Origin of the sequence: Shewanella metallivivens, from assembly GCF_028750675.1 — a bacterium.
GTDB lineage: Bacteria > Pseudomonadota > Gammaproteobacteria > Enterobacterales > Shewanellaceae > Shewanella > Shewanella metallivivens.
Genome location: NZ_JAQQPZ010000013.1, coordinates 99,984 through 117,795, shown reverse-complemented (window position 1 = coordinate 117,795; position 17,812 = coordinate 99,984). Strand labels below are relative to the sequence as shown.

Annotated in this window: 17 protein-coding genes; 9 read left to right on the top strand and 8 right to left on the bottom strand. The window is 42.8% G+C overall.

Translation table 11 applies throughout. The features are described 5' to 3' along the window. Positions 1-51: 51 nt before the first annotated feature. The 5 genes from PQR79_RS13225 to metJ all read right to left on the bottom strand — a co-directional run bounded on the left by PQR79_RS13225 (position 52) and on the right by metJ (position 5,059). Positions 52-1,449 (bottom strand): tetrathionate reductase family octaheme c-type cytochrome, encoded by a 1,398-nt coding sequence (locus tag PQR79_RS13225; RefSeq protein ID WP_238106449.1) that lies wholly within the window; start codon positions 1,447-1,449, stop codon positions 52-54. Between the two features lie 41 nt (positions 1,450-1,490). Next, positions 1,491-3,203, bottom strand: coding sequence for a DUF3373 domain-containing protein (locus PQR79_RS13220; RefSeq protein WP_238106450.1), 1,713 nt, complete (start codon positions 3,201-3,203; stop codon positions 1,491-1,493). Between the two features lie 147 nt (positions 3,204-3,350). After that, a complete protein-coding gene (locus tag PQR79_RS13215; RefSeq protein ID WP_238106451.1) occupies positions 3,351-3,680 on the bottom strand; it encodes a c-type cytochrome in 330 nt (109 codons plus the stop codon). Positions 3,681-3,937: 257 nt separating this feature from the next. Next, positions 3,938-4,678 carry a sulfite exporter TauE/SafE family protein gene (locus tag PQR79_RS13210; protein ID WP_238106452.1) on the bottom strand — a complete coding sequence of 247 codons (741 nt, stop codon included), beginning with the start codon at positions 4,676-4,678 and terminating at the stop codon, positions 3,938-3,940. A gap of 66 nt (positions 4,679-4,744) precedes the next feature. Continuing rightward, entirely contained in the window at positions 4,745-5,059 is a 315-nt protein-coding gene (metJ, locus tag PQR79_RS13205; protein ID WP_188736186.1) for a met regulon transcriptional regulator MetJ, read from the bottom strand. Positions 5,060-5,272: 213 nt separating this feature from the next. On the opposite strand from metJ, the gene metB reads away from it, so the two are divergent. The 9 genes from metB (at position 5,273) to PQR79_RS13160 (ending at position 14,650) form a co-directional block, all read left to right on the top strand. Further along, complete coding sequence (gene metB / locus PQR79_RS13200; RefSeq protein ID WP_238106453.1) at positions 5,273-6,436, top strand: cystathionine gamma-synthase; 1,164 nt, start codon at positions 5,273-5,275, stop codon at positions 6,434-6,436. 110 nt (positions 6,437-6,546) lie between these two features. After that, positions 6,547-8,940 carry a bifunctional aspartate kinase/homoserine dehydrogenase II gene (locus tag PQR79_RS13195; protein ID WP_238106454.1) on the top strand — a complete coding sequence of 798 codons (2,394 nt, stop codon included), beginning with the start codon at positions 6,547-6,549 and terminating at the stop codon, positions 8,938-8,940. Positions 8,941-9,032: 92 nt separating this feature from the next. Further along, entirely contained in the window at positions 9,033-9,623 is a 591-nt protein-coding gene (locus tag PQR79_RS13190) for a 3'-5' exonuclease (RefSeq protein WP_238106455.1), read from the top strand. Positions 9,624-9,874: 251 nt separating this feature from the next. After that, positions 9,875-10,360, top strand: coding sequence for a VOC family protein (locus PQR79_RS13185; RefSeq protein WP_238106456.1), 486 nt, complete (start codon positions 9,875-9,877; stop codon positions 10,358-10,360). A gap of 312 nt (positions 10,361-10,672) precedes the next feature. Then, positions 10,673-11,557: a methylenetetrahydrofolate reductase gene (gene metF / locus PQR79_RS13180; RefSeq protein ID WP_238106457.1), complete on the top strand. Its 885-nt coding sequence runs from the start codon at positions 10,673-10,675 to the stop codon at positions 11,555-11,557. 107 nt (positions 11,558-11,664) lie between these two features. Then, entirely contained in the window at positions 11,665-11,916 is a 252-nt protein-coding gene (locus PQR79_RS13175) for a cysteine-rich CWC family protein (RefSeq protein WP_274408540.1), read from the top strand. A gap of 108 nt (positions 11,917-12,024) precedes the next feature. Continuing rightward, positions 12,025-12,561, top strand: coding sequence for an SRPBCC family protein (locus tag PQR79_RS13170; RefSeq protein WP_238106458.1), 537 nt, complete (start codon positions 12,025-12,027; stop codon positions 12,559-12,561). A 196-nt stretch (positions 12,562-12,757) separates the two neighbouring features. Next, entirely contained in the window at positions 12,758-14,122 is a 1,365-nt protein-coding gene (locus PQR79_RS13165; RefSeq protein ID WP_238106459.1) for an alanine/glycine:cation symporter family protein, read from the top strand. A gap of 129 nt (positions 14,123-14,251) precedes the next feature. Beyond that, entirely contained in the window at positions 14,252-14,650 is a 399-nt protein-coding gene (locus PQR79_RS13160) for a hypothetical protein (protein WP_238106460.1), read from the top strand. 60 nt (positions 14,651-14,710) lie between these two features. Here PQR79_RS13160 and PQR79_RS13155 read toward each other — a convergent pair whose 3' ends face one another. Genes PQR79_RS13155 through PQR79_RS13145 form a run of 3 tightly spaced genes read right to left on the bottom strand, consistent with a single transcriptional unit; the run spans position 14,711 to position 17,755 of the window. Beyond that, positions 14,711-15,820 carry an ABC transporter permease gene (locus PQR79_RS13155; RefSeq protein ID WP_238106461.1) on the bottom strand — a complete coding sequence of 370 codons (1,110 nt, stop codon included), beginning with the start codon at positions 15,818-15,820 and terminating at the stop codon, positions 14,711-14,713. A gap of 4 nt (positions 15,821-15,824) precedes the next feature. Then, on the bottom strand, positions 15,825-16,799 hold the full coding sequence (locus tag PQR79_RS13150; protein WP_238106462.1) for an ABC transporter ATP-binding protein: 975 nt from the start codon (positions 16,797-16,799) through the stop codon (positions 15,825-15,827). Beyond that, on the bottom strand, positions 16,796-17,755 hold the full coding sequence (locus PQR79_RS13145; protein ID WP_238106463.1) for an HlyD family secretion protein: 960 nt from the start codon (positions 17,753-17,755) through the stop codon (positions 16,796-16,798). The genes PQR79_RS13150 and PQR79_RS13145 overlap by 4 nt, the downstream gene beginning before the upstream one ends. Positions 17,756-17,812: the final 57 nt, after the last annotated feature.

Here is a 17,812-nt window from a genome sequence, read left to right as displayed (position 1 = left end):
GTTTTATTTTTAGTTTATATTAATCAATTGGTTAAGTTGTTCTTGGGTTGGTTACTCAGCTTTAGCGTGTTTAATTCCTTTGCGGTTTTTCATGGGGTCGCCGTCGTAACCTAGTGCCTTCCAATCTAGACGCTGCCCTTTGTTATGACAGTCATTACATTGTAATGCCTTGTCTTTGGGGGTGACCATATGGTTGATGCGCCACCACATTTCAGTTGCAACAAAGCCATGTTTGCCGCTGTATTTAAGGCCTTTTTCTACCATGGTTGGGTTGGCTTCCATCCCCAATTTAGCCGCTAGGTCCCAGTCAAATTTATCCCAATATCCACCTTCACCGTAGGTTTTTGGTGTGAGTAAAATATTCAGTTCTGAGTCGTAAATTTGCTTACCAGTATGCACTTTAAAAGGATAAATCTTGGCTTTAGGGTCGTTAATGTCGCCTAATGGGTAAGCCAATTTTACCGTTTTAGTTGGGTCAATTTTATCGCCTGCCATGTATGCATCAGCACTACCATTAAACCAAGCATATTGTGGTGGGACATCTTTTTGCCAAATAAAACTGCCTTTCTTTTTATTAAAGGTGTGCTTGCCATTTTCATCAATAGTGTCTTCAAGATCTTGACCTGCAGCCTCCCAGTCCCAATGCATTTTGGTGGGCTCAACTTTCGCAAATGATGGGATATGACACGTTTGACATGCCACTGTGGCGGTATGGGTGTTAAGCTTTTTGTTTTGATGTGGCGCGCCATCATGACAATTTACACACCCAATTTTGGTTTCGCCTCCCGGTGATACGCCCATAGCATTACCGCTAATTTGATGTTTTTCGGTCACGTGACAATCTTGACATTGAAAATCATTGCCGTCGGTGTCCATATGCACATCGGTTGCGCGATCTGGGTATGACATGGATGAGTCTAAGTCACCATGTTTAACCGCATCACCTCCGCCGCCATAAAAGTGGCAGCTACCACAGTTATCGCGAACGGGGGTTCCTACATTTTGTGCCACTCTGGCGATGTCAACTTTGCCAAATACCTCGCCAGCACCCGCTGGGTCTTTCATGTAAGTCCCAGTGGTATCATGACATACTAAACAGTCTACTTTTGTCATGTCGTTAAAGTCGAAGTTTGAATCTTTCCAACCATAGCCAGCATGACAACTAGTACAGCGGGGCTCGTTACCCGATATCGACACACAAAAGTTATTAATACTGTTCTTTTTGCCACGTTTAACGGTTCTTCCGGGTAATTCTTGCTCTAGCTCCCAAGTCCAGTGGGACGATTTCATAAAGTCTTCAGCGTGCTCTTTATGGCAAGTTAAACATTGAGTGGTGACTTCAGGGCCATTGGCAAATGGCCCTTGCAACACCTCTTTGTGGTTAAAGGCGGCTTGTGCGCTACTGCTTAACAACAGTAATACCGCCATTGAGGTTAATATTCTCATCATCAGTGTCCTTACCCCTGAGCTTGCACTCAGGGGGACCAAGTTTAGAAGTTAATAGTTAATGAAGCGTTTAGGTCATAGGCGGTGTCGATCACGGGGAGCATTGAGTACGCTGTGCCAGCAAGTACGTCATCTACTTTTTGTGGTGCACCCACTGGCGAGCCGCTACCTGTGTATTCATAGTCGTAATACAAACCAGCTAACTTGATGAACATTCTTGGGTTAATATCAAAGATATAATAAGCTTCTGCAACATGACCGCGAGTGGCTAATTTACTGCCGATAGGGTCATCTTGTGCTTGAGTGAATGGAGTCCAGTATTTAGAACCATAGTTATACTCCAAACCAAATTTGCCGTACGGTGCCGGAATTTGCATCCCAACATATACGCCGTAACCATCTTTGGTGTCGGTGTCCATTGTTTCTGAGGCAACCATCAAGATTTCAGTGCCAGTGCTGTTAAGTTCCGCTTCAAATACGGCATCACTTAACATGCCACCAAACATCCCTGCATTTCCGCTAGGTTCAGCGCGAGTCCAGCCCAAAGAGGCAAAAAACTTCATGTCTTCGTCAGATTCATAGGCATAACCTAAGCCACCTAAATACATGTCACCAATAACATCACTAGGTTGAACTCTTGTAACAAAGTTAAAGTTTTCAAACTTTTGCATGTCTTGATACATGGTAGGGGCAAAGATACCCGCTAATTGCGATGGGAATGCCATGGTGCCGGTGAAACCATCATTGACGTCTTTAGCGCCAAATAAGGTAAATTGCACGAAGTGATTACCGTCATTTAATATGTCGATATTGAATCCGCCTAAGTGAGTGTCTTTAGTGATGATATCGCCAAATAATTCACCATTACCGTATTGTGATTCGAAACCTTGACCGTAACAGAAGCGAACGGTTTGGCCTTCAATACCCGTGATGTCGCTCAGGTCGTAACCTAAGGTTGCGCCGTCGAAGTTAAAGTTAACTAAGTGCCCAGATGGTGTGCCGCCGCGGAGTTCATTTTCACGATAGTGGCTTGGTGGGCCGTAGGTTGATGGGCGACGACCAATAGAAAGATAGGCGCCGCTGCCATTGATGTCTTTCCAGTTAAAATAGGCGCGTTCGACTTTTAATTCATCGCCGCTGGTACTGCCGCTGCTGGTGCCGTCCATGGTGAACGAGTTCCAAGAGTCGAAAACTTTAACGCCGGTAGAGTCTCCCCAGCTTTTAAACATGGTTAAACGTCCTGCAAAACTGACGTTGTCCCATACTTTTGCGTTGATGTTTAAGCGAAGGCGAGTGGTATAAAAAATATCATTGTCGATATCTTGTTGAGTTTTTTGTCCCAATACCATTGGCATCACGCCTTGAAGCATGCCACTTTGAAACGCGGTGGCTAAGTCTGGGTTGGCAGCCATCATTTGCCCTAAAGGTGAGCTGGCACTGCTTGGATCGCCAAAGTCACCGGCCATTGCTTTGCTGGCAAAGTCGCTAAAGTTAACGTTCATTGCAGGGTTCCACGTGACGTTTTGGTAATGCAATGAATGCATTTTAGTTCTAAAGTCGCCGGTAATTTCGATTCGGTCTAATGCGCTATGACGTTCAGTTTTATCAACACGTGAGTTTAAGTAATCTAAATCATCTGTTATTTCGGCAAGCTGCTTTTCTAACTCTGCAATTTTTTGTACATCGCTATCAGCTGCTAAACTCGCACCACTCATAAAAAGTGCGTTAGCAACGAGAATTGAGATAAGTGTTCTCATGGTTTTTCTCCCCCAGATTTGCCAAACACTTCATCAATTTGGCAAATTTTTGTTGTCAGATCCCCTGAGGCTAAGCCCCATGGTTTTTTTACATTGATTATTGGCTGACGCTGGCGTTTACAAAGTCACGCCATCAGTATGACTGACTTAGCCGCAGGTCGCTGGCTGGTCTGAGTCGGCTGCGTGGTCATACAAAAACTGTTGAATATCTTTCAGTTCTTGTTCTGATAGCGCCTCAAAAATGGCAGGTTTGGCTTTGTGTTTGTCGCGAGAGAAGAAGCGATCCCATTGGCTCATGGTTTTTGCCATTGGGGTGAGTTCTGGGCCTTCACTATTGGCACTGTGGCAGGCTTTGCATTCTTTTTTATACAGATGTTTACCTTTTTTAGGGTTGCCACCATCGGCTGCCATGACCTGGCTACCGAGAGACAATGCGATGGTGATGGCGATACCAACTTTTATATATGTGTTCATCATGTGTATCCTCTATGGGCTTTTTATAGGTACTGCTTTAGCAATTTGGGTATATGTCTTTGCTGTAAATAATGTTACCTAAAAGTAGGTAGTGTTAATTTGAAGTAGATCATATCCATGAGAAAAATCTAATTGAAAAAAAGTTAATTGAAAAAAATCTAATGAACTTGTGTGATACAGATCTATTGCTTTTAAAGCAGGATGTTTGATAGGCGGATTAACAGATATTTTTTGAGAAGTAAAAAGAGAAGATTTTTGCGTTAGCTAATTAATGCCATTATTGATTTAGCCACTAATACCGTGGCGCTGATGGTGCATAAAATTAAAGTTGCAGTGCGTGTTTTGTTTTTATCGACATGATTGATTAACAAACCGGATACCAGATAGCCTCCAATAACAGACGGTAACAGCATCAATGATAACCATAAATGTTGTAGTTCTACCAAGCCTACAATCGCCAAAATGGCTAAAGCAATCAACGAACTAAATACAAAAAAGGCTGACAATGCAGCCCTAAATTGGCTGGCATCTTGTCCGGCGAGTAAAATCGCCATTGGCGGACCACCGATGGCGGCAATATTGCCAAAAATACCGGAAAATACTCCAGCAATAAATAAGCTTACACGGTTGATTGGTGCGGTAATTTTGTACACACTCAGAATCACGGCAATGTATACGATAGCCGCAATGATTAAACCGAGTATGGCTTGTGGAGCAAACAGTAATAATCCTGCACCCACAAACCCACCTGGGATCCGTCCAATTAAGGCGTATTGCAAACCATTAAATTGCAGGTGACCACGCTCTCTAAATAAGGTCATTGCCGAAATAGCAAATCCCATCACAATAATGGGTACTGGCACAAGTTGGGGACTAACGATATACAGGAGGGGGCTAGCAACAACGGCTAACCCAAAACCAATTAAGCTTTGGGTTAGCGCGCCAAAAAACACGATAACTGATGCCAGTATCAACGTAGATGGTTCGATAAATGACATCATTAAGTTCTCTATAAAAACATGACTGCTTCTTGGGCAGTTTCAAAGTCTATCGATTAAGCGTGAAAGTTACTCGAGTTCTTCCCACTCGATACCCATTTCATCCATTAACTTTTTCGCTTCACTTGGAATGCTGTCGGGCTCATCTTTTGATAAGTCGCCGTCATTAGGTAATGGTTGTCCTGTGTATGCATGCAAAAAAGCTTCGCATAGCAGTTCACTGTTAGTTGCATGTCGCAGATTGTTTATCTGACGACGAGTGCGCTCATCGGTTAGTACTTTTAATACTTTTAAAGGGATAGAAACCGTAATCTTTTTTACTTGCTCATTTTTTTTGCCATGCTCGGCATATGGGCTAATATATTCGCCATTCCACTCAGTCATTAACTTACCCTTAACGATAAATACGGGGCAGATTTTAACCCCTTACAATCTCTAGTCAAATTATTGCTACTATTTAGTGATGAATGCAAATAGATTTCTTTATGTTTAGACGTCTAAACGGCTAATATTGGTTGACGAACGCCAGTGTCTTAGGTAAATTTGGACGTCTAGACATCTCTTTTTGTGTGTTTGTGAAATTTTTTAGGAGTCATTATGACTAAGCATCAAAGCGCCACATTGGCCGTTCGCCAGGGTATTGAATCAGACACACAACACGGAGCTGTGGTACCACCGATTTATTTATCGACCAATTATTCATTTGATGGCCATAAAAATCCGCGCGAATTTGACTATAGCCGCTCGGGCAATCCAACACGTAATATTTTAGGTGATGCGCTGGCTAAGCTTGAACAAGGTGCTACAGGTGTGGTGACGTGCACAGGTATGGCAGCGATTACGTTGGTAACCAGTTTACTTGGGCCTGATGATTTATTGGTTGTGCCGCACGATTGTTACGGCGGCAGTTACCGTTTATTTACTAATTTAGCCAAAAAAGGCCAATTTAAATTATTGGTTGTCGATCAAACTGATGCTGTGGTATTTGAAAAAGCCATTGCGCAAAAGCCCAAAATGGTGTGGTTAGAGACACCCTCTAATCCGTTATTGCGCGTGGTTGATATTGAAGCTGTGAGTTCAGCCTGCCGTGCTGTAGGTGCGCTAGTGACGGTTGATAACACCTTTTTATCCCCCATTTTACAACAACCTTTGTTGTTAGGGGCTGATATCGTTATTCATTCAACCACCAAATACATTAACGGCCATAGTGATGTGGTTGGTGGGGCGGTTGTGGCTAAAGACCCTGAGCTAGGCGAGCTATTACATTGGTGGTCTAACACCCTTGGATTAACAGGCTCAGCATTTGACAGCTATTTAACCTTACGCGGTTTACGTACCCTTGCAGTACGTATTCGAGAGCATCAACGCAATGCACAAAAAATCGTTGAATTACTTAGTACTAGCGACCTAGTGGCCAACGTGTATTATCCAGGTTTAAAAGACCATCCAGGTCACGAAATTGCAGCAAAACAACAACAAGGCTTTGGGGCTATGTTAAGTTTTGAGTTAAAAGGCGGCGAACCCGAAGTCGTGGCATTTTTACACGCATTATCTTTATTCAGTGTTGCAGAAAGTTTGGGCGGGGTGGAAAGTTTAGTCGCCGTTCCGGCTACCATGACCCACAGAGCAATGGATGCCAAAGCGCGCCAAGAGGCTGGTATTAAAGACACTTTATTGAGACTATCTGTCGGAATTGAAGATGCTGAAGATTTAGTTGCTGATATTAAAGCTGGTTTAGCCGCTGTTGCAGCAATTAAATAACCTGAGTTCAGGTTAAATGAGCTTAATTTACGTTTATGTTAGCTGTAGTTTTCGTTAAATAAAGTAAAATAGCAGCCGCAAAAAAGTCGTAGTTGTTTAAGGAGTGCGTAATGGCGCGAAGTCATTTACATAAGTTTGGTGGTTCTAGTTTAGCGGATGCTGATTGCTATCGCCGTGTTGCTCATATTTTATTGACCCACGGTAACAGTGATGATCTTGTTGTGGTGTCGGCTGCCGGTAAAACCACTAACTTCTTATATAAATTACTCAGTTTGCGTGACAGCGGCCAACTTTGGCAGGAAGAGCTGCAAGTATTAATTAGTTACCAACAAACCTTGATTGAACAGTTACTGTCTAATGAGCAAGCGCGCGATTTACGAGAGCGCTTGTCGACTGACCGCGCGCAATTAGTCAGCTTACTGTCGTTAGAGCAACACAATGATTATCAATTAAACCAAGTTGTTAGCTTTGGTGAGCGTTGGTCTGCTCGTTTAATGGCTGCACTCTTGCGTGAAACGGGCGTAGCAGCAACGCATGTTGATGCTTGCTCTATTTTAGTTGCCGATGAAGGCGCAGTACCCAATATTTTAGTGCAAGAGTCGCGCGATAAAGTGCAAGCCCTATTAGCTTTACACCCACAAGAGCGGTTAGTGATCACCGGGTTTATTTGCGCTAACCGCCATGGTGACACGTTATTATTAGGCCGCAATGGTTCTGACTTTAGTGCCACTTTAATTGCCAGCCTAGCCGATATTGATCGCGTTACGATTTGGACCGACGTGGAAGGGGTATTTAACGCTGACCCTAACAAAATCAATGATGCAAAGTTACTTAAAAGCATGTCTTTAGCTGAAGCCGATCGCCTTGCTCGTTTAGGTTCACCTGTTTTGCATTCTCGTACGTTACAGCCTTTATTTAACACCGAGGTCAGTCTTGCGGTGCGTTCAAGTTATGCATCACACACCGACTTTACCTTGATTGCGCCTTTGAGCTCATCTGCCAGTGCACCTGTGGTGACTAACTTAAATGAAGTGCTGCTATTTAGCTTTAAAATGAACTGCAACATAGCACCGCTACTTGAGGTATTACGCGCGGCAGGTTTAACACCATTGGCATATTGGGAACTTGCCCAACATAAAGTTGAGTTAGCTTTTACCCTAGAAAGTCAAAAGCAAGTTCAAGCGGTGTTGAATCAATATCATGAACAATGGGCAATCGAAGAGTTAACCATACAATCTGATTTGGGTTTAGTGGCGCTTGTCAGTGCCGATGCACATCATTTTAGACGTAGTTTTGCTCGACTATTAAGCCGTGATGCTAAACCTGTTTATCAAGATTCACTCAGCTTAGTGACATTAGTGCCACAAGCTCAAGTGAGTTTACTCACGCAAAAGGTGCATCGTCGCTGTGCAGGCCCAAGAATGCGCATTGGCGTGTTGTTATTGGGGGCGGGTAATATTGGTGAAGCATGGATTGATTTGTTTAAACGAGCAAGCCCAACACTCGACCGTGAATTAGAAGCATCTGTAGAGCTTATTGGCGTCGTCGGTTCGCAAAAAGCCTTGATTACTAATGATGGTATTGACCTCAATAATTGGCAGCAAAATTATCAATCAAAAGCCACTGCTTGGGATTATGACCATTTATTTGAACAATTAGCTCAGTTAGATTGCGATGAAATAGTGGCGTTAGATATCAGTGCCAGTGCCAGCTTAACCTTGCAGTATCCAGAATTATTTGCCCGTGGCATTCATGTGGTCAGCGCAAATAAATTGGCGGGATCTGGTCCATTGCCATTTTACCGAGAGTTAAAGCAGCAGCTCAGTAATCGTCGATTATTTTGGCGTTATAACGCCAGTTGTGGTGCGGGCTTACCGATTCAACATGCATTAAACGATTTACGCAACAGCGGCGACACAATTGAAGCTGTGGGTGGGATTTTTTCTGGCACCTTATGTTGGTTATTTGAAAACTACGATGGCACTAAACCCTTTTCTGAGTTAGTGCTTGAGGCGCGTGGTTTAGGGATTACAGAACCTGATCCTCGTGATGATTTATCTGGCCGTGATATGCAACGTAAGTTGCTTATTTTAGCCCGAGAAATTGGCTTAGCCGTTGAGTTAGACGACATCACGCTCAATTCGTTGGTGCCTAAAGCATTAGCTGAGTTGTCGTTAGAGGATTTTTTACTGCGTATTAGTGAACTCGATGATGACTTATTACAGCAATTTACAGCCGCAGCGGAGCAAAATAAGGTGCTGCGTTACGTTGCCTCGTTAGACAAAGTTGAGGGTAAATTGCAAGCCGAAGTCGGTTTGCAGTGGGTAGACAATAATCATCCTTACGCTAATTTAACGCCAGGCGATAATGTGTTTGTTATTCGCAGCGCATTTTATCAAGGTAACCCGCTGATTATCCGTGGTCCAGGTGCTGGACGTGAGGTGACCGCAGCAGCAGTACAGTCGGATTTGGTGCATATTTGTAAAGACTTACTACAAGAGTAGAATGCTTGAAAAGACCATGAAAATGGTCTTTTTTTTTGTTATCAATTATTTGTTATCTATTAATAGTGCAGCTTTTGTTAACAGGATATTGAATGGAAAGACCAACAAAGGCGCAAATTCGAGAATTACCACTTTATGAGGGTATTGCTCTTGAGAATGTCATCGTTATTACAACCCAAGCAAATGCAATGAGTGCCATAGCGGAGTTAAAAAAACATGCCTGTTTAGGCTTCGATACCGAGAGTAAACCCTGTTTTATACAAGGTGAGGTAAGTGATGGACCTCATTTAATTCAAATCGCCACACCATTCAAAGTGTTTTTATTTCCGGCTCAGTTTTATGAACATTTCATTGGCATTAATGACGTGCTGTCGGACCCTTTAATAAAAAAAGTCGGCTTTGGATTGAAAGAAGACAAAAAAATTCTCTGGAGAAAATTTGGTATTAAGTTAGTTAATGCCGTAGAGCTTTCTTCAAAAGTGATGCGATTTTCCCATGTTAAGCAACCTGTGGGCGCTCGTGTTGCGGTCGCAATGTTATTTAAACAACGCTTATCTAAAAGTGCGCAGCAATCAAATTGGTCAATATACCCTCTACATGAACACCAGAAAAAGTATGCAGCAAATGATGCCCATTGTGCATTATTAATCGAGCTTGAAATGCAAAGACTAAGTCAAGACTAAGTCAAGACTAAGTCAAGACTAAGTCAAGACTAAGTCAAGACTAAGCGAGATGGCTTTTTCACCACTTAATAACTGGTATTCACTTTTTTATCTTTACATGCTCAGGTAAACGACAGAATAACGCTCAACATTAATAAACTTAGGTTATCAATATAATAAAAAATGATAATTTTTATTGATAACCTATTCGCCGTAACATGTCTCCATCGAAACAAATGATGAATTAATCAACAGCGTTTTAGGAGTCAGTTATGAAAATGAATCACGTAGGTTTAATGGTTGGCGATATGGATAAAGCCGTTGAGTTTTATACCAAAGCGCTAGGTTTACGAGTGGTAATGGGTAACACAAAAGTCCAGGAAGAGCGTAAAACAGCCATTGGTAAAATGTGTATTGCCGTGTTTGGTGAAGGCTTTAAAGGCTTTAATATTGCGCACTTAGTCACCACTGATGGTATTGGTGTTGAGTTGTTTGAGATGGTTGATCGTCAAGATCGTCATGTGGTTGATTTTACTCGTCTTGGTATTTTCCACTTTTGTTTGCAAACAGATGACTTTGAAGGGGCCATTGCACGCACCGAACAATATGGCGGCAAGGTACGTATGGACATTATGCGCTACCATCCAGAAGACGATAGCAAACCTGCAAAAATGGTGTACCTAGAAGATCCATTTGGAAACTTGTTTGAGTTTTACTCGCATACTTATGAAGAAACTTACGCTTCAGATTACGAGTAATAGCAACATCCATTTGCATCGTTTATAAGCGACCCTAGGGTCGCTTTTTTTATTTGTGTTGCAAAATTCTGTGGGCGGTTGATAACCCGTTTTGAGTAAACATTGGCACCATTTTGATCTATTTTTTAAGTCTGTAACGTTATGCGCTACGTTAAATTGATTTATTGATGTTTTTTTAGCTTGACTTAAACTGCAGTTAAACTAGTATATGGACATATAGACGTCCAAACGGCTAAATGGGTAGGGTTAATCGAGTGACCCAAACCGCTTGGTATAGACTCCTAAGTTTTACAGAAGTTGAAGGAATACATTATGGCTTTTCATCATGCGCAACATGCCCAGTCATTAAATCAGAGCTTGTCTGAGCTGAATGATATTAATGTGTCTTTTGAGTTTTTCCCGCCTTCTACACCGGCAATGGAAGAGATTTTGTGGAACTCTATTCGTCGTTTAGAGCCGTTAAACCCTAAGTTTGTTTCAGTGACTTATGGCGCTAATTCTGGGGTTCGTGATCGTACTCATGGTGTGATTGAGCGTATCCAAAAGGAAACTAACTTGCTTGCTGCACCGCATTTAACTTTAGTTGATGCGAGTGATGAAGAGTTAATTGAACTGGCAAAACACTATTGGAATTCAGGTATTAGAGACATTGTTGCATTACGTGGTGACTTACCTGAAGGTAGCCCCAAACCAACGCGTTTTGCTAATGATTTAGTGCGTTTACTGCGTTCTGTAGCTGACTTTGATATTTCAGTAGCTGCCTATCCCGAAGTACATCCTGATGCGCGTAATGCTCAAGCCGATTTAATTAACCTTAAAAAGAAAATTGATGCAGGTGCTAACCGCGCCATTACACAGTTTTTCTTTGATGTTGAATCATATTTACGTTTTCGCGATCGTTGTGTTACTGCTGGGATTGATGTTGAGATCATCCCTGGTATCTTGCCTGTGACCAACTTTAAGCAGACTAAGCGCTTTGCTGACATGACAAATGTGGCTATTCCAAGCTGGTTGCATCGTCAGTTTGATGGTTTGGATGATGATCCAGGTACCCGCCAACTAGTGGGCGCGAATGTTGCCATTGATATGGTGAAAGTATTGGCACGGGAAGGCGTAAAAGATTTTCATTTTTATACCCTTAATCGTGCAGAATTAACTTATGCAATTTGCCATACATTGGGTGTACGTCCAAAGTAAGGCAATGTGGCAGGCTTTTTCAGTTTTGCTGTATTTTCATTGTTGTTTATTAAGTCCCGTCCAATGCGTTAACATGATAAGTTGATTGTTTTTACTGAGGACGTCGTATGTCAGAGTTAGCGAGATTATGCCCTATCTGCCATCAACAAAATGCCTGTGCAATGGCACTTGGGCAAGACATTGGGCGTTGTTGGTGTGCCGATTCTTCTTACAATGCAGTAGAGTTGATTAAGCAATACGTCACGACATATCCTGATAATACTATACGTTCAGATCAATGTGTCTGTGTTTCTTGCTTAAGCCAAATTGCGCAGAATACGGCACTTGAGCCTTGTGCCGTACAATTTTACACTCCTTGAGCCGCTCTTTTATCATTACCCGCAATAGTCATTTCAATTGTTAATTATTTGTTGTTTACAACCGCTTGGTAGGTATACTAAAACCTCAATATTTTGAGGATAATAATAATGTTAAAAAAAATTCTCCTAGGGCTTGTTGTCATTATCGCAATCCCATTTGTTGCCGCACTATTTATTCAATCCGATTATTCTGTCACCCGCTCTGTTACCATCAACAAACCTGTCTCTGAGGTGTTTGATTATGTTAAGCACCTTAAAAACCAGGATAATTTCAGTAAATGGGCGCAAATTGACCCCGAAATGGTTAAAACCTATCGTGGCACTGATGCCACAGTCGGTTTTGTGTCTGCTTGGGCTAGTGAAAACCCTGACGTTGGGGTTGGCGAGCAGGAGATCATTGCTATTGACGAAGGTAAACGTATTGACTTCGAATTACGTTTTATGTCGCCATTTGAAGCGACAGAGCCGGCATTTATGACAACTGAGGCCGTAAACACTCACCAAACAAAGGTTGATTGGGGGTTTACTGGTCATTTAAATTATCCAATGAACCTCATGTTTTTATTTGTCGATTTTGAAGCCATGATAGGAGCAGATTTACAGCAAGGGTTAGACACCTTGAAACTGGAACTCGAAAAACCATAGGCCCCTTTTTTACCTTGAAGATGATTCATCACGTCTTTGCTTGGGTTGCCTTGGTTAACGTAATCGGGGTAACCTAAAAAATTGCATCATGGTGACGGGGTTGGGCCGTTGAAACCATAATAAAAATAGCGAATAAAACAATAATACTAATAACAATATATTTCGACATAAGTCATTACTCTGTATGAGGTTTTTCATGGAAGCAATCACAAGTTTTATCAGTACGGTCAACAGCATTGTTTGGGGTGTCCCCATGCTGGTGATGATTTTAGGGGTAGGGCTATTCCTGTCTATTGGCCTTAAATTGATGCCGATTTTAAAATTAGGCAGAGGGTTTAAATTATTATGGTCGGGCCGTCAGGTTGACGACGACAGTGAAAAAGGCGATGTGAGCCCCTTCAATGCATTGATGACATCGTTATCAGCTACCATTGGTACGGGTAATATTGCAGGTGTTGCAACGGCGATTTTTATTGGTGGCCCTGGTGCACTCTTTTGGATGTGGTGTACTGCTCTTGTTGGGATGGCAACCAAGTTTTCAGAGGCGGTGTTAGCTGTAAAGTTTCGTGAAACTGATGCCAATGGTAACCATGTTGGCGGCCCTATGTATTACATTAAAAATGGCTTGGGCAGCAAGTGGGCTTGGTTAGGTACCGCCTTTGCTATTTTTGGGTCTATTGCCGGTTTTGGTATTGGTAATACAGTACAGGCTAACTCTGTCGCCGATGCAATGAGCAGCAATTTTGATATACCGAGCTGGGTGACTGGCGTGGTGTTAATGGTGCTTGTGGGCGCAGTACTGATGGGAGGGATTAAACGCATTGCTGAAGTTGCAGGTAAGCTGGTGCCATTAATGACGGTGTTTTATATCACCGCGGGTTTAGCGGTATTAGTGGTATATGCCGCCGATGTGCCTGCCGCATTTATGTTAATTGTTGAAAGTGCTTTTAACCCAGTTGCCGCTCAAGGTGGTTTTGCCGGTGCAGCGGTATGGGCTGCAATCCGTTTTGGTGTGGCACGTGGTGTGTTTTCAAATGAAGCGGGTTTAGGAAGTGCGCCGATTGCGCATGCCGCAGCGCAAACTAATAACCCTGTTAAACAGGGCTTAGTGGCAATGTTGGGTACGTTTATTGATACCTTAATTGTGTGTTCTATAACTGGCTTAGCTATTGTGGTTACCGGATCTTGGACTTCTGGTGAAAATGGCGCAGCATTGACATCGTTTGCCTTTTCGCATGCACTGCCCATGGGTAACTATATTGTTGCTATTGCTTTAGCTGTATTTGCGTTTACCACGATATTAGGTTGGAGCTTTTACAGTGAAAAATGTATTCAGTATCTATTTGGCGATAAAGCCATTAAACCATTTCGTCTTATTTTTACCTTAGTTGTACCTATTGGCGCGGTGAGCTCGTTAGAGTTTATTTGGTTGTTGGCCGATACCTTGAATGCAATGATGGCGATTCCAAACTTAATTGCGCTGGTATTACTGAGTCCTGTGGTATTTGCTTTAACCCGTGAATATTTTATTAAACAACGGGCATTAAAAGCGCAAAGCTAATTTGGAGCGGCTCTGTTGTACTTTTATCGATGAAATGTATCTTAAAGAGGTAACAGGCTCCTGATGAGCACTCAATGTTAAGTATGTTCATTATGGTGATGAGCATGCTTTTTTTTAAAAGGATTTAATATGAATAAAGTTTTTTTTACCGCCTTGGGTACATCTGTGTTAGCGATTTTACTTGTATCTGGTTGCGCTAATTTGTCTATTAAAACCAATGCCGGCGAGGTTGCATTGGATAGTGTCAAAGTGGGTAAAGTGGACACATATACTTTAGAAGAATTGTCGAGATTGAGAGCTCAATTTATAGGTGATGTGACAACATCATATTGTGAAAACTCACTAGATCCGGCTAAGTTAGATTATTTACCCAGTCTGTCATCGATGGAAAAAACACTCAAATTACAGGTTTTGCAGCGTGGCGGTAATGGTATTGTGGTGAAGCAATGTGGCCGGCTTGCAGATTTGTCTTGTAACGTTTATATAGAATGTAACGGCGAAGCTTATTCTGTTAATAGAGATTTTTAATTACCCCCCTCAACATCAGCTTTACTTTGCTAACCTCCTAAACATCAGCGTATTAGGAGGTTAATCTAATCGTTTATTAAAGCGTTTTGCAGCCACCCCTAGCCCTATCAAGGTAAACCCAACGAGCCAGATAATATCGTCAATAAGGTCCATTAAGGTCGCGCCTTTCAACACAATGGCTCTGATGACCCGCATAAAATGGGTGCCGGGTAATATTTCTGCTATCCACTGTGCTGCGTTTGGCATGGCTTCTAATGGGGTGATAAATCCAGACAGTAATATCGTGGGAAGTAAGATAAAAATGGTCATTTGCATAGCTTGAAGCTGAGTTTGGGCAATGGTCGAAATGATTAAACCTAATGTGAGACTCGCGGTAATAAACAGTAAGGTTGCTATGAGCAAATGGCTGATGGTGCCATCAATGGGCACGGCAAAAATAACATGACCTAAACCCAAAATAATGGCCATTTGCACTAAACCAATAACAATATAGGGCAAAATTTTACCTATCATCAGTTCTAGGGATTTAATCGGCGTAGTAATGAGTAATTCAAGATTACCTCGCTCGCGCTCACGCACAATAGCCGAGGAGGTAAAAAGCACCATGGTCATGGTGAGAATGACCGCAATTAAACCGGGGACGATGTTCACCGCAGATCGCTGCTCTGGGTTATAAAATAAGCTGACTTCAAATAATGATTGGCTGCTAGTTGGCTCTGGCAGTACATCATTAAGCGACAGGTTTTGCAGTTGTTTGATGGCCCCTGCGATCATCGTGTCCGAACCATCAACAACCCATTGGCCTATCGGTTCGTTATGGGCAATTTTTTGCGTCAATGTAGGCGGTAAAATTAAGGCGGCTTTTATGTCACCTCGTCGAATCGCCTCCTGGGCTTGTTTGGCTGTAGTTAAGTGCATTTTAACATCAACCACTTGAGTGACTTTTACTGCTTCAACTATCCAGCGGCCTGCGGTGGAATCGCTTTGGTCCACAATGGCTACGGGGATTTGGCGTACATCAGTATTAATGGCATAACCAAATAGCAGTAACTGGATCAGCGGGATCATTATCACCATCGCAAAGGTTATTCGGTCACGACTGAGTTGTTTGATTTCTTTGCTGGTGATGGCGTATATGCGCATTAAACTGTTGCTAATTGAGTGCATCATAGCATCACGCCTTAGCCGTTGCGGGCGGTGTGTTCATTTGGCCGGTATGGCTCACAAACACATCTTCAAGATTGGCCCTCACAATTGCAATTTCTTGTGGATTAATTTGGCGCTGATATTGCTGACACTGTTGCAACACCCAAGCAATAGGATCGGCAATTTGTTTATCAATTAACACCCGTAAACGATGGCCTAATTGTGCTGCTGAACTCACTTCTGCCTGGGTGATTAGTGCCTGTTTTAGTGGCCTTAAATCTGTTGCGTTAATTTCAATAACATGGGCATTGATGTTATCCATTAATGCTTTAGGTGTGTCATCTGCCTTGATTGTGCCTTTGTCCATAATGGCGATTTTATGGCAGCGCTCGGCTTCATCCATGTAATGGGTTGACACTAAAATACTGGTGCCTTGTTCAGATAAGTCAAATAATTGTTCCCAAAAGTCGCGGCGATTTTGTGGGTCAACGGCAGAAGTCGGTTCGTCTAAAAACAACAATTTTGGCTGGTTTAAACAGGCGCAGGCTAGGGCAAGTCGTTGACGTTGCCCACCACTGAGGGTGGCCGTGAGTTGATGTTGATACTGCCTGAGTTTATAGGTGCTTTGCAGTTGATCTATGCGGACTCGGGATAACTCGCGTTTCATGCCGTAAATGCGCGCAATAAATTGCAGGTTTTCTTTGACGGTGAGGTCGTCATACAGCGAAAACTTTTGGGTCATATAACCAATGTGTTGGCGCAATGCTTCTGCTTGCTTAGGGATGGTGAAGCCCAGCACATTAATGTCTCCGGTTGTTGGGGTAAGCAACCCAGTTAACATTCTTATGGTGGTGGATTTGCCACAACCATTTGGGCCTAAAAAGCCATAAATATGGCCTTTAGGGATATTCAGATCCAGCTGGTTTACCGCGGTAAAATCGCCAAATTGTTTGCTGATCCCTTGTGCTTGAATAACCCATTGTGGGTCATTTAACGCGCTCATTGTTGCTCCGGCAATATCACTTGGGCAGGTATGCCTGTGGGTAAGGTATTGGCCGAACTGTCTAATGTGAATTCGGCTAAAAAAGCCAGTCTTGATCGGTCTCCTTGATTAAGGGCATAGTAGGGCGTAAAAGCGGGCTCACTGCTAAACCAGCGTAATGTGCCATTAAAATGAGTATCGATACCATCAACACTCACCTTCAAGGTTTGGCCTATTTGCAGTTTGGCGGCATAAGGTTCGGGTATATATACCCTAGCATAGGGCGTCTCATCAGCTTGAATTACCGCAACAACAGCGCCCAGTGGCACTCGCTCTCCAACGTTATAAGGCAAGTTATCTAGCTTACCTGCGCGGGTTGCGCGGATACTAAGGTCGCTATACACCTGTTGTTCATAACGTAAGTTGGCATTAGCGGCATCAAGCGTAGCTTGAGCTTGAAAAATATCTTCTTGGCGAACCCCTTTAACCATTTTTGTAAGTAAATCATTGGCTGCATCGTATTCGGCATTGGCTTGGTCGCGAAGTGCTAGCGCGCGGTCTAACTCTGCCTCACTGACTAAACGTTTTGTCAGTAAACTGGCACTGCGTTGATACGACTTTTGCGCTTCAATTTTGGCTGCGTTAGCACTTTTTAGTGCAGAGTTGGCACTGGCAATATCTTCGGGACGTTCACCATTGGTGAGCTTAAGCAGGTAAGCTTCGGCTTTAACGACTTCAGCTTGCATTACTGCAAGACGTGCGGCTTGTTTATGTGTGTCAAATTGCACAAGCAAATCACCCGCATTCACTTGCATCCCTTTTTTTATGGGCTGCGCAGTAATGATCTCGGCCGCAGTTGAGCGTAATAAAACTCGGTCTCGCTCTAAGGTGCCCAACGCTTGGTCTGGGGAGCTGGGCGTGCAACCACTAATAAGGATAAAACTACCGAGTAATGCTGAACTGATTAAGTGCTTCATGGTGAGCCTCAAACATAGACATATAAACACTATTGCACTTGTTTACAGTGCTAAGTG

Bases quoted from the DNA above. Each gene is read 5' to 3' on its own strand.
- PQR79_RS13195 (WP_238106454.1), top strand. From the start codon at position 6,547: ATGGCGCGAAGTCATTTACATAAGTTTGGTGGTTCTAGTTTAGCGGAT.
- PQR79_RS13175 (WP_274408540.1), top strand. From the start codon at position 11,665: ATGTCAGAGTTAGCGAGATTATGCCCTATCTGCCATCAACAAAATGCC.
- PQR79_RS13160 (WP_238106460.1), top strand. From the start codon at position 14,252: ATGAATAAAGTTTTTTTTACCGCCTTGGGTACATCTGTGTTAGCGATT.
- metF (WP_238106457.1), top strand. From the start codon at position 10,673: ATGGCTTTTCATCATGCGCAACATGCCCAGTCATTAAATCAGAGCTTG.
- PQR79_RS13225 (WP_238106449.1), bottom strand. From the start codon at position 1,449: ATGATGAGAATATTAACCTCAATGGCGGTATTACTGTTGTTAAGCAGT.
- PQR79_RS13145 (WP_238106463.1), bottom strand. From the start codon at position 17,755: ATGAAGCACTTAATCAGTTCAGCATTACTCGGTAGTTTTATCCTTATT.
- PQR79_RS13215 (WP_238106451.1), bottom strand. From the start codon at position 3,680: ATGATGAACACATATATAAAAGTTGGTATCGCCATCACCATCGCATTG.
- PQR79_RS13190 (WP_238106455.1), top strand. From the start codon at position 9,033: ATGGAAAGACCAACAAAGGCGCAAATTCGAGAATTACCACTTTATGAG.
- PQR79_RS13210 (WP_238106452.1), bottom strand. From the start codon at position 4,678: ATGATGTCATTTATCGAACCATCTACGTTGATACTGGCATCAGTTATC.
- PQR79_RS13165 (WP_238106459.1), top strand. From the start codon at position 12,758: ATGGAAGCAATCACAAGTTTTATCAGTACGGTCAACAGCATTGTTTGG.
- PQR79_RS13185 (WP_238106456.1), top strand. From the start codon at position 9,875: ATGAAAATGAATCACGTAGGTTTAATGGTTGGCGATATGGATAAAGCC.
- metB (WP_238106453.1), top strand. From the start codon at position 5,273: ATGACTAAGCATCAAAGCGCCACATTGGCCGTTCGCCAGGGTATTGAA.
- PQR79_RS13150 (WP_238106462.1), bottom strand. From the start codon at position 16,799: ATGAGCGCGTTAAATGACCCACAATGGGTTATTCAAGCACAAGGGATC.
- PQR79_RS13170 (WP_238106458.1), top strand. From the start codon at position 12,025: ATGTTAAAAAAAATTCTCCTAGGGCTTGTTGTCATTATCGCAATCCCA.
- metJ (WP_188736186.1), bottom strand. From the start codon at position 5,059: ATGACTGAGTGGAATGGCGAATATATTAGCCCATATGCCGAGCATGGC.
- PQR79_RS13155 (WP_238106461.1), bottom strand. From the start codon at position 15,820: ATGATGCACTCAATTAGCAACAGTTTAATGCGCATATACGCCATCACC.
- PQR79_RS13220 (WP_238106450.1), bottom strand. From the start codon at position 3,203: ATGAGAACACTTATCTCAATTCTCGTTGCTAACGCACTTTTTATGAGT.